This window comes from Bacteroidota bacterium, from assembly GCA_016194975.1.
GTDB lineage: Bacteria > Bacteroidota > Bacteroidia > Palsa-965 > Palsa-965.
This window is the reverse complement of the sequence record JACQAM010000019.1, coordinates 13,053-23,942: the sequence shown is the minus strand read 5'-3', so window position 1 is coordinate 23,942 and position 10,890 is coordinate 13,053. Positions and strand designations below refer to the sequence as shown.

Annotated in this window: 12 protein-coding genes and 1 pseudogene; 12 read left to right on the top strand and 1 reads right to left on the bottom strand. The window is 43.5% G+C overall.

All coding sequences use genetic code 11. From position 1 onward, the window contains the following. Positions 1 to 3: 3 nt before the first annotated feature. Positions 4 to 420: a type II 3-dehydroquinate dehydratase gene (gene aroQ, locus HY064_11725; GenBank protein MBI3511325.1), complete on the bottom strand. Its 417-nt coding sequence runs from the start codon at positions 418 to 420 to the stop codon at positions 4 to 6. 101 nt (positions 421 to 521) lie between these two features. On the opposite strand from aroQ, the gene serC reads away from it, so the two are divergent. The 12 genes and pseudogenes from serC (at position 522) to HY064_11665 (ending at position 10,821) form a co-directional block, all read left to right on the top strand. Further along, the gene (gene serC / locus HY064_11720) at positions 522 to 1,616 is read left to right on the top strand and encodes a 3-phosphoserine/phosphohydroxythreonine transaminase (GenBank protein ID MBI3511324.1); all 1,095 of its coding nucleotides are present in this window, start codon (positions 522 to 524) and stop codon (positions 1,614 to 1,616) included. 82 nt (positions 1,617 to 1,698) lie between these two features. Continuing rightward, positions 1,699 to 1,818 (top strand): annotated as a pseudogene (locus tag HY064_11715) (3-phosphoglycerate dehydrogenase). A 54-nt stretch (positions 1,819 to 1,872) separates the two neighbouring features. Next, positions 1,873 to 2,190: a nucleotidyltransferase domain-containing protein gene (locus tag HY064_11710; GenBank protein ID MBI3511323.1), complete on the top strand. Its 318-nt coding sequence runs from the start codon at positions 1,873 to 1,875 to the stop codon at positions 2,188 to 2,190. A 1-nt stretch (position 2,191) separates the two neighbouring features. After that, complete coding sequence (locus HY064_11705; GenBank protein ID MBI3511322.1) at positions 2,192 to 2,578, top strand: HEPN domain-containing protein; 387 nt, start codon at positions 2,192 to 2,194, stop codon at positions 2,576 to 2,578. Positions 2,579 to 2,598: 20 nt separating this feature from the next. Then, the gene (locus tag HY064_11700; GenBank protein ID MBI3511321.1) at positions 2,599 to 3,546 is read left to right on the top strand and encodes a D-2-hydroxyacid dehydrogenase; all 948 of its coding nucleotides are present in this window, start codon (positions 2,599 to 2,601) and stop codon (positions 3,544 to 3,546) included. A 144-nt stretch (positions 3,547 to 3,690) separates the two neighbouring features. After that, complete coding sequence (locus HY064_11695; protein ID MBI3511320.1) at positions 3,691 to 4,938, top strand: DUF1015 domain-containing protein; 1,248 nt, start codon at positions 3,691 to 3,693, stop codon at positions 4,936 to 4,938. Between the two features lie 2 nt (positions 4,939 to 4,940). Further along, the gene (locus HY064_11690) at positions 4,941 to 5,591 is read left to right on the top strand and encodes a YggS family pyridoxal phosphate-dependent enzyme (GenBank protein MBI3511319.1); all 651 of its coding nucleotides are present in this window, start codon (positions 4,941 to 4,943) and stop codon (positions 5,589 to 5,591) included. A gap of 44 nt (positions 5,592 to 5,635) precedes the next feature. Further along, positions 5,636 to 6,154, top strand: coding sequence for a hypothetical protein (locus HY064_11685; GenBank protein ID MBI3511318.1), 519 nt, complete (start codon positions 5,636 to 5,638; stop codon positions 6,152 to 6,154). 75 nt (positions 6,155 to 6,229) lie between these two features. After that, positions 6,230 to 7,720: an LptF/LptG family permease gene (locus tag HY064_11680; protein ID MBI3511317.1), complete on the top strand. Its 1,491-nt coding sequence runs from the start codon at positions 6,230 to 6,232 to the stop codon at positions 7,718 to 7,720. 2 nt (positions 7,721 to 7,722) lie between these two features. Beyond that, positions 7,723 to 8,916, top strand: a complete 1,194-nt coding sequence (locus HY064_11675; GenBank protein MBI3511316.1) for a glycosyltransferase — start codon at positions 7,723 to 7,725, stop codon at positions 8,914 to 8,916. After that, positions 8,913 to 10,091, top strand: coding sequence for a glycosyltransferase (locus tag HY064_11670; protein ID MBI3511315.1), 1,179 nt, complete (start codon positions 8,913 to 8,915; stop codon positions 10,089 to 10,091). The genes HY064_11675 and HY064_11670 overlap by 4 nt, the downstream gene beginning before the upstream one ends. Then, entirely contained in the window at positions 10,072 to 10,821 is a 750-nt protein-coding gene (locus HY064_11665) for a hypothetical protein (protein MBI3511314.1), read from the top strand. Before HY064_11670 ends, HY064_11665 begins: the two co-directional genes overlap by 20 nt. The last annotated feature ends 69 nt before the right edge of the window (positions 10,822 to 10,890 follow it).

The following is a 10,890-nucleotide window of genomic DNA, read 5'->3' as shown; positions in this document are numbered from 1 at the left end:
GTATCAGAAAAGAAATGCCTCTATCGCCAGCCGATATCCATTGAGCCCGAGTCCGGTTATACTTCCTTTGCAGTGTTTCGCAATGAAAGAAGTGTGGCGGAATTCTTCGCGTGCAAAAACATTTGAAATATGCACTTCGATCACCGGGGTTTTTATGGAAGCAACCGCATCACCGATCGCTACAGAAGTATGCGTGTATCCACCGGGATTGAAAATAATTCCATCGAATGAAAATCCGGTTTCATGAAGTTTGTTAATGAGTTCTCCTTCCACGTTGCTTTGAAAATATTCAAGCTGCACATCAGGAAATTCTTTTTTGAGCGTTGAGAAAAATTCATCGAAACCGGCGTGTCCGTAAATTTCCGGTTCACGTTTGCCCAATAAATTAAGATTCGGCCCGTTGAGGATCAGAATTTTCATGTTCCGAAATTACTTCTTATTTGTGAATGAAGATTTGAGAAAAATCCGTCCCGCAACCCGACTTAAATAGTAACTTTGCCAATGAAAAATACCGGCAAATCATGTCTACTTCAACACTCGTGAAAAAAATCCACAATTTCAGTCCAGGCCCGGGAATTCTTCCGGCCGATGTGATCAAACAAGCTGCTGAAGCTGTTCTCAATTTCGACAACCTGAATCTTTCCCTGCTCGAAATTTCTCATCGCTCGAAAAATTTTGAAAAAGTAATGGACGAATCGCGTGAACTCGTGAAAGAATTGCTCGGGCTCGGAAATGGCTGGCAGGTACTTTATCTCGGTGGAGGAGCAAGCATGCAATTTGCGATGGTGCCTTACAATCTCCTGCGCACCGATGGGTATGCGGCGTATGTGAACACGGGTGTGTGGGCGGGAAAAGCGATCAGGGAAGCGAAGATCGTTGGCAATACAAAAGTGATCGCATCTTCCGAAGACAAAAAATTCGCTTACGTTCCGAAGAATTATGAAATTCCCGGTGACGCCGATTATCTCCACATCACTTCGAACAACACGATCTACGGAACAGAAATGAAATCTTTTCCGAAAACAAATATTCCGGTTGTAGTGGACATGTCATCCGATATTTTCAGCGGGCCTGTTGACGGGAATCAATTCTCACTCATTTACGCAGGTGCACAAAAAAATATGGGGCCGGCTGGTGCAACAATGATTGCTGTGCGTGAAGATATTCTCGGAAAAACCGGGAGAAAAATGCTGAGCATGCTCGATTACCAGGCGCACATCAAAGGCGGATCAATGGCAAACACGCCTCCCGTTTTCCCGATCTACGTTTGCATGCTCACATTGAAATGGCTGAAACAAAACGGCGGACTTTCCTGGATCGATAAAATAAATAATGACAAAGCGAATATGATGTACGGTGAGATCGACCGCAATTGTTTATTCGCCGGAACAGTGCTCGACAAAACAGATCGCTCGCGGATGAATGTAACTTTCGTGATGACACGTCCCGAACTCGAACCGGAATTCGACAAGATGTGGAAAGATGCAGGCATCTCTCAACTGCGCGGCCATCGCGATGTGGGTGGATACCGCGCATCACTGTACAACGCACTCACGCTCGACAGTGTGAAAGCGCTCGTGCAGGTGATGATGGATTTTGAAAAAAAGTTTGCGTAATAAAATTGTCATTGCGCAGTTGTCATTAGGTATTATTCCATTCATGACAAGATCGAAGAACCAATGACCAATAACCATTTTTATGTCAAAGAAAATATTAGCCAACGACGGCATCGACGCAAAAGGAAAAGAACTCCTGGAGAAAGCCTGCTTTGAAGTAGAAACAGAAAAAGTTCCGCAGAATAAATTGGCGGAAGCGATCAACACAAATAAATATTCCGAATTCATATCCGTAATTAAATTTTAATTTCGTCTTATGGCAAACGCTGAAGTTGCTCAACTCATAAAATCAACGGTACTATCGTTGCTGCCCGACGCCAGAGTTTTGCTTTTCGGTTCGCATGCAAGAGGAGACTTTAACAAAAGCAGCGATTACGATGTGTTGGTTATCACAAAAGAAAATTTTAAACCTCATGAAAAATTTACCTGGAGAGGAAAACTTAATCGCGCCCTTGTTTATGCGTTACATGCTCCCGTTGATGTTTTAGTTGACAGCGAGGAGGAAGTTGACAGCAAAAAGGAATTACATGGCCACATCATTCGTTACGCGATTCGTGAAGCTATAGAATTATAAAATGAATAAGAAAGAGCATATTTTATCCTGGCTTGAAAAAGTGGAACACGACTTTTCTTCAGCGCAAGTTCTTTTTGAACACAATCCTTTGGTGTTAGATGTTCCCTGCTTTTTATGTCAGCAATCCGTTGAAAAATATCTCAAAGCTTATCTCTTTTACAACTCTCAGGACATTGAAAAAACTCATGATTGCGAATTTCTACTTGAGAAATGCGGGCATTTTGATCCTGATTTCAGAGGCATCGACTTGAAAAATATTAATGATTTTGCCGTTGACATACGTTATCCCGATGAAGCGATCGCACCCGATCATTCGCAGGCTATGGTCTATCTTCAAATAACTGAAAAAATAAGGGACCTTGTACGAAGCAAAATCAGCTTTGAATAATTCTCAGCTAATAATTTACTATGAAAAAAATTCTCGCCAACGACGGCATCGACGCAAAAGGAAAAGAACTGCTGGAGAAAGCAGGATTTGAAGTGGTCACAGAAAAAGTTCCGCAGGAAAAACTTTCTGAGACGATCAATGAAAAAAAATATGCTGCGCTCACGGTTCGTTCTGCAACGAAGGTGCGCAAAGATCTGATCGACGCCTGCCCCGAATTGAAAGTGATCGCGCGCGGTGGTGTGGGAATGGACAACATCGATGTGGAATATGCAAAAAGCAAAAACATAGAAGTGATCAATACGCCGGCAGCTTCTTCGCATTCTGTTGCTGAACTTGTTTTCGCACATCTCTTCGGCGCCGTGCGTTTTCTTTACGATTCAAACCGGCAAATGCCTGCGAAGGGAAATACAGAATTCGACGCGCTGAAGAAAAAATATTCGAAAGGAATTGAGTTAAAAGGAAAAACGCTCGGCATTGTCGGCTTCGGAAGGATCGGTCAGTCCGTTGCTAAGATCGGGTTGGGATTGGGAATGAAGATCGTTGCGCATGATCCTTACCTGGAAGAAGCGCTGATAGAACTTGATATTTATTCTGTTTCTCCCGTGCGCGTAAAAATTACTACAACAACTTTCGATCATGTACTTGAACAATCTGATTTTATTTCGCTGCATGTTCCAGGTGGAAAAGTGATCACAGAAAAAGAAATTTCAATGATGAAGAAAGGTGTGATCCTCATCAACGCATCACGTGGCGGAGTGATCGAAGAGCATGACCTGATCGAAGCTTTGAATTCAGGAAAAATTGCACACGCCTGTCTCGATGTTTTTGTGAACGAACCGAAACCGATGAAAGAAATTCTCACGCACGAAAAAATTTCATTGACACCGCATATCGGCGCTGCGACTGAAGAAGCGCAGGAAAGAATTGGCGTGGAATTGGCAGAAAAAATTATCATAGCGCTTTCCTGATCTCAAGCAGCCTTCGACCCATTCGACAAGCTCAGGGTTCAGTCTGACAAGTTAGTCAGGCAACCAAGAAACAATGCAACACAAGCAACCAACAAACAAACACAAGTAACCAAGAAACAAACACAAGTAACCGACAACTGAACGATGGCAACAGTTATTCCATTCAAAGGAATTCGTCCAACACGCGACAAAGTGGGTTTGGTGGCTTCACGTTCGGTCGATAATTATTCGAGAAATGATCTTCATGAAAAATTAAAATCAAATCCTTACACATTTCTCCACGTCATTCATCCCGATTTCAAAGACGGAAAACGAACAAAGCCCGGGTCAAATGACCGTCTGAAAAAGATCAGGGATCAATACGCGGAATTTATTGAGGAGGGAATTTTTCTTCACGATGAAAAACCCTGCTTCTATGTTTATCGCCAGGAAAAACTCGGAAATACTTACACCGGCGTTATTGCGTGCACGAGCATTGAAGATTACATGAACGGCACGATCCGTATTCATGAACAAACGCTGACGGAGCGGGAAAAAAAATTAATGGAGTATCTCGACGTTTGCGATTTCAATGCTGAACCGGTTCTCTTCTGTTATCCCGACGAAAAAGGGATTGATAAAATCATTGCTGATAAAACTGCAGAACGTGCCGAGTACGATTTTACCACTACCGATCGTGTGCATCACCAGTTGTGGGTGATCGATGAGGAACAACAGGTGAAGCAATTGAAAAAAGAATTCGAAAATGTTTCGTCCGTTTACATTGCCGACGGACATCATCGTTCCGCTTCTTCTGCATTACTCGGCAGATCACGAAGAGAAAAAAATCCGGGTTACTCCGGGCAAGAGCCGTGGAATTATTATCTCGGTATTTTTTTTCCTGAATCGCAACTGAAAATTTTTGATTTCAACCGCGTCGTTCGTGATCTGAACGGACTTTCTGAATCGCAGTTCATGGATGCACTCAGAAAAGATTTTGATATTGCTGATCATGGCAATAAAATTTTTGTTCCTTCATCCAAACATATTTTCTCCATGTACCTCGGGGGAAAATGGTTCGAACTTAAAATGAAAAGCGGCCGCGCAAAAGATGAAGAACCTGTTCAGTCGCTGGACGCACATTTACTCACAACACTTATTCTCTCCCCTGTTCTCGGCATTTCAGATCTGAAAACAGATCCGCGCATTGGTTTTGTTTCGGGAATAAAAGGCGCAGAAGAATTAAGGAACCAGGTGGACCACTGGAAATTCAAAGTTGCTTTCGGATTATATCCCGTGCAGATGGAAGAACTGAAACGCATTGCCGACAGTGGAAACATCATGCCGCCTAAAACAACATGGATAGAACCAAAGATGAGGAGCGGGCTTGTCGTATTTTCCCTATCGGAGTGAAAATGTCCATCAAAGAAAATATCCTTCAATTAAAGCATTCCCTTCCAATAGAAGTGACCTTAGTTGCCGTTAGTAAAACAAAATCAGTGGCGGAGATCATGCAGGCGTATGATGCGGGCCAGCGCGACTTTGGTGAGAATAAAGTACAGGAGGTTGTGCCCAAATACAACTCACTGCCGAAGGATATTCGCTGGCATCTCATCGGCCATTTGCAATCGAACAAAGTGAAATTCATCGCACCTTTCATTCACCTCATTCATTCTGTGGACAGTGAAAAATTACTCGCTGAGATCGATAAACAGGCAAAAAAAAATAACCGTATCATCCCGGTCTTGCTGCAGATCTTCATCGCGAAGGAAGAAACCAAATTCGGATTTTCCGCCGAAGAAGCAACCGCTCTCCTGAATTCAGATCCTGAAAATAAATATCCGAACGTGGAAATAAAAGGATTGATGGGAATGGCGAGCAATACAGAAGATCATGAACAGGTTCGAGCGGAATTCCGATCCTTAAAACACCTCTTCGATCAATTCATCATTCATCATTCATCATTTATCATTCTTTCCATAGGAATGAGCAGCGACTGGAAAATTGCCGTGAAAGAAGGAAGTTCGATGATCAGGGTGGGAAGTTCGATTTTCGGAGAACGATAACGTTACGAATTTCAAAATTTCAAATCTCAAAATCCATTTGCAAAATGAGTGAAGGCACAAACACATCCGAACCTTTTTTTCACGAATCAGAAAATTTCAGCAGCGCTTATTTCGGGAAAGTTCCTGCCCATATTGTAAAAACAAACAACGGAAAAGTAGATCAGCAATTAGTGTCGTCTCTTGTTGCACAACTCACCGATCCCAACCTGAAAGAAACACGTGAAGATGTTCTGCGAATTCTTCGTGATGGAAAAGCGCAACAATTACTCATCGGTATTCTTTCACTGCGTGAATTTTTCAGGCATCGCGCTGCACTCGTCCGCACCTGCTGGGAAACCGGTCTCGATTTCAGCGAACATCTTGAACTCTTCGTTCACATTGCCACCGACGGAAATTACAGCGATTGCATCGAGAGCATGACCGTGATCGTGGAAAATATGAACGGACCTTTTAATAAAGAACAGTTGGAACGTTCTATAACACTGCTGGAAAAAACAACGAAGAAAAAATCAGAACAATCCGCTCTTCTTGAAATGATCTTTCAAAAGATCAAAAGCTTCTGATCGCCGGCGGAAAATATTTTTTTATTGGGAAAAGTTGGGAGTGTAAATAAACCCGCACGTCTTATCTTTACTTCATTGAAAACGCTCACCCGTTTTACATTAAAAAGTTATTTGCCGCCATTCGCGATGACCTTCGTGATCTCGGTGTTCATTCTCTTCATGCAGTTTTTGTGGAAGTGGGTGGATGAACTCGTCGGTAAAGGGCTTGACTGGAAAACACTCTCGGAACTTTTTTCATACGCTGCACTGTCCATGGTGCCGCTTGCATTACCAATGGCGGTGCTGCTTTCTTCGCTGATGACATTCGGAAATCTTGCAGAACATTATGAACTCGCTTCGCTGAAATCTTCCGGCCTCTCACTCCTGCGCGTTATGCGGCCACTCATTATTTTCACAGTGATCGTCACGATCGGTGCGTTTGCATTCTCCGATTATCTTCTTCCCTACACCAACCTGAAAATGCTTTCTACGCTTTATGATATCCAGAATCAGAAACCGGAGTTGAGTATTCCCGATGGCGTTTTCTACAACCAGATAGAAGGATATACCATTCGCGTACAGCAAAAATCAAAAGACGGAAAAGGACTTTATGGCGTAATGATCTACGATCAGAGCGAAGGTTATGGCAATACCGCGCTCACAGTTGCTGATAGCGGAAAGATGTCGCAGACAGAAGATAAACATTACCTGCTCATAGAATTATTTCACGGCAATACGTACAAGGATATTACCAATCAGGAACGTTCAGGGATCACGCACCCGTTCATGCGCACTGCTTTTAAAGACCAGGTGCTGCGTCTTGATCTTTCTGCTTTCAAACTCAATCGCACGAACGAAGATCTTTTCAAAGAGAATCAGCAGATGCTCAGCGGCGATCAGCTCGTAAAATATATCGACACCATGTACAGGAGAATGGGCGAACATCGTGATGATTTTTACGGTTCGATGAAGAGCGGTTATTTCATGCGCACCGATAAATTCTGCCGCGAAGCGGATACAGCAAAAACAAATTTCTCCAATGGAAATGTGCTCGACGGATCGACTAAAGCAGAAAAGAAAAAAATTTACGAGGTCGCGATAAATTCAGCGACGAATGTGAAAAGTTCTGTTGAATCGAAGATCAATGAACTCGACGCCGACAAAAAAGAGATCCTTCGTTACCAGATAGAATTCTGGAGAAAATTCACGTACTCTTTCGCTTGTCTCCTCATGTTCTTCATTGGCGCACCGCTGGGCGCGATTATCCGCAAGGGCGGACTCGGCATGCCGGTGGTGATCTCCGTTATCGCATTCATTATTTTCTGGGTGCTGAGTATCATTGGCGAAAAACTTTCCAAAGAAGGAAATGTTCCTCCTGAATTCGGAATGTGGCTCGGTTGCATTTGTTTCATTCCGCTTGGAATATGGCTCACAAGAAAAGCAACTGCGGATTCTGATATGTTCGATCCCGGCGCAATTACAAGAACGATCATAAATATCGGCAGGCGGATTCCGGGTTTCAGAAAAAAAAGAATCGGGAGTGAAGTAGTGGAAATTGAAAGTGATGATTTTCCAAAACCGGAATAACAATGCGTGTTCTGCAACTCTGTAATAAACCTCCCCTGCCCGCTGTTGATGGCGGATGTCTTGCCATGCACGCGATAACGCAGGGGTTGCTCGATGCCGGAATACAGGTGAAAATTTTTTCAATCGTTACGCAAAAACATCCTTTTCAGCAGGAAAAAATTCCGGCAGATTATTTACAGCAAACCGGTTTTGAATTTTCATTCATCGATACTGCTGTAAAACCTGCTGCTGCATTGCGGAATATTTTTTCTTCCGATTCACTCAACATTTCAAGATTTTATTCGAAGGAAGTTGAAAATAAAATAAAACATATCCTGCACAATGAAAAATTCGACATCGTGCAACTGGAAAGTGTTTACATGAGTCCGTACATTTCTGTGATAAAGAAAAATTCTGAAGCGAAAATCATTTTGCGCGCGCATAACGCGGAACACCTGCTCTGGCGCAAGCGCGCAGAGGAAGAAAAAGACGGGCTGAAAAAAAAATGGTTCCGCTCACTCGCGAAAAAAATGGAAACCGCCGAGCGGAAAACTTTTTCTCTCGTCGACGGCATCGTTCCGATTTCTTCTGAAGACGAAAAAGTTTTTTCTTCCATGACCGGGACAAAGTTGTGTACCATTCCGTTCGGAATGAAAAAGGATAAGCATGCCGGGAAGGACGCAGAAAAAAAGAATTCCGTTTTTCATATTGGCGCAATGGACTGGGAACCGAATATTCATGCCGTGGACTGGTTCATTCACGAATGCTGGCCTTTGGTGCTTGAAAAAATTCCAGGCGCAGAATTTCATTTCGCCGGCAAAGGGCTCGTGAAAAATGAAAAACGTTTTTTCGGAAAAAATATTTTTAATCACGGTGAAGTGAATGACTCCGTAAAATTCATGGGAGATCATTCCGTGATGGTAGTTCCTCTGCACAGCGGCGGCGGGCTCAAAATAAAAATTGTGGAGGCGATGATGCGCGGAAAAGCCATCGTTACCACTCCCGTTGGCGCAGAAGGAACCGGCATGATGCATGGAGTGAATGCAGTGATCGCAGATTCTGCCCGTGATTTTTCAGAAGGAATCATAGCTTTGCTCAACCAACCGGAAATGAAGAACACGATCGGCGCCAATGCATCACGCATGGCAGAAAAAGAATTCGGACTCGCTTCAGTCACCGGTAAATTAGTTGAATTCTATTCGCAAATTCTCCGATGAAGATCCTCTGCTTCACATCGCGCGTTCCGTGGCCGCTGGAAAAAGGCGACAAACTCCGGGTGTATCATCAATTGAAACAACTGGCAAAGAATCACGAAATCATCCTGTGTTGTGTGAATGATACACCGCTGCACAAAGATGCGCTGACCGAACTCCATAAATTCTGCAAAGAGGTGCACATCACGGATCATTCAAAGTTCCGGCTGTTTTTCAATCTCGTCGCCGGTCTTTTCTCCGGCATACCGCTGCAGGTGGCTTACTTCACTTCTGGAAAAGCAAAAAGAAAATTCAATGCGGTTGTATTAAAACACAAACCCGACCGTATCTTCTGCCAGCTCATCCGTACCGCAGAATACATCCGTGCTCACCGCAATATTCCGGCCACCATCGATTACATGGATGTTTTTTCGAAAGGCGTAGAAAGAAGGATCGATAAAGTAGGATTTGTAAGGCGCCCGGTTTTCCGGATGGAATGGAAACGGTTGCTGCGTTATGAAAAAAATATTTTCGCCGCTTTCAAAGGACATTGCATCATTTCGCAACAGGATCGTGAATTATTGCCGGTGACAGAAAAAAACAAAGTGGCTGTGATCCCTAACGGAGTGGATACCGATTATTTCAAACCCGTTGCTGCTAAAAAAGAATTCGAACTTATTTTCAATGGTAATATGAATTACCCGCCGAATGTGGAAAGCGTAATTTACATTGTAAAAAATATTCTTCCACTTTTGTGGAAAAGCAAACCCGATGCGCGCCTCATTATTTCCGGCGCTTCACCTTCGAATGAAGTACTCGCATTGCGTTCAGAAAAAGTGATCGTCACCGGCTGGGTGGAAGATGTGCGTGAAAATTTTTCAAGATCAAAAATTCTTGTCGCTCCCATGTTGTCGAGCATCGGGATGCAGAATAAAATTCTGGAAGCGATGGCCATGAAAATTCCCTGCATCACCACTACGCTTTCCAACAACGCGGTAGGAGCAGTTCCCGACCGGCAGATACTCGTTGCCGATTCGCCGGAACAATTTGTGAACGCGATCTGCCTGCTGCTCGATCACCCGGAAAAAGGAGAACGGCTTGCTGAGAATGGCTACCAGCTCGTTCATGAAAAATTCAATTGGGAACAATGCTGTAACTTGCTCGGGAAAGTAATTTCAGATGCGGGCCGTTCCAATTAGTTTTTTAATTTTTCTGTTGTGGTTCGTTTCCTGTGGAGAAAATCCGGGGAAACAAACCGCGAAAAATTCAGCAGACACCACGCGTGATTTTTTTCCTGAAAAATTCTGCGGCGATCATTCCTGCTATTCTCTTTTTTTCAAAGGGAATTTGAAAATAGAATTGCGCGATCATCGCCCTACAAAAAAGGATACGGCTGTGAAACTTTGTATTCCCGCAGCATTCACACGGCTTGAAGACGACAGCATCGATGGACTTTTTATTGCCAATGGAAAAATTCACAACGGCAATAAAATAAATCATAATCTTGGCGGCGCGCTTCTCATTAGCAATGAAAAAGTTTCGATCATGGGAACCAACGATGGAAAAGCGATCACCGATTCACTCGTCGCGCAACTGATTGAAGGAAAAAATTCTTTTTTTCAGCAAATTCAATTGGTCAGAGATTCTCTTCCCCTTCCTTTCCATCGCGATCAGAGTTTATTTCAACGCAGAGCAATCGTTATTTTTCAGAACGGAAAAATCGCGATGGTGGAATCAGACAAAGCGCTCACACTCGAAGAATTCGCGCACGATCTTATGGTGATGAAAGTGTGTGATGCCATTTACACCGATATGGGCGACTGGGATGAAGGTTGGTATCGCGATAAAAAAAACGGTGAAATAAAAATTCTCGGAACCTCATTACTCCGCACTTCAAGGCAAAGTAATTGGCTGGTGTTCACGAATTGATTCTGATACACCGGTGGCCTGCCTGTTTATTCTTACGCGATTCAACTTCGCGCATTGGCAGGCGGGGTG

Bases quoted from the DNA above. Each gene is read 5' to 3' on its own strand.
- HY064_11685 (MBI3511318.1), top strand. From the start codon at position 5,636: ATGAGTGAAGGCACAAACACATCCGAACCTTTTTTTCACGAATCAGAA.
- HY064_11690 (MBI3511319.1), top strand. From the start codon at position 4,941: ATGTCCATCAAAGAAAATATCCTTCAATTAAAGCATTCCCTTCCAATA.
- HY064_11705 (MBI3511322.1), top strand. From the start codon at position 2,192: ATGAATAAGAAAGAGCATATTTTATCCTGGCTTGAAAAAGTGGAACAC.
- HY064_11675 (MBI3511316.1), top strand. From the start codon at position 7,723: ATGCGTGTTCTGCAACTCTGTAATAAACCTCCCCTGCCCGCTGTTGAT.
- serC (MBI3511324.1), top strand. From the start codon at position 522: ATGTCTACTTCAACACTCGTGAAAAAAATCCACAATTTCAGTCCAGGC.
- HY064_11710 (MBI3511323.1), top strand. From the start codon at position 1,873: ATGGCAAACGCTGAAGTTGCTCAACTCATAAAATCAACGGTACTATCG.
- HY064_11670 (MBI3511315.1), top strand. From the start codon at position 8,913: ATGAAGATCCTCTGCTTCACATCGCGCGTTCCGTGGCCGCTGGAAAAA.
- HY064_11695 (MBI3511320.1), top strand. From the start codon at position 3,691: ATGGCAACAGTTATTCCATTCAAAGGAATTCGTCCAACACGCGACAAA.
- HY064_11700 (MBI3511321.1), top strand. From the start codon at position 2,599: ATGAAAAAAATTCTCGCCAACGACGGCATCGACGCAAAAGGAAAAGAA.
- aroQ (MBI3511325.1), bottom strand. From the start codon at position 420: ATGAAAATTCTGATCCTCAACGGGCCGAATCTTAATTTATTGGGCAAA.
- HY064_11665 (MBI3511314.1), top strand. From the start codon at position 10,072: ATGCGGGCCGTTCCAATTAGTTTTTTAATTTTTCTGTTGTGGTTCGTT.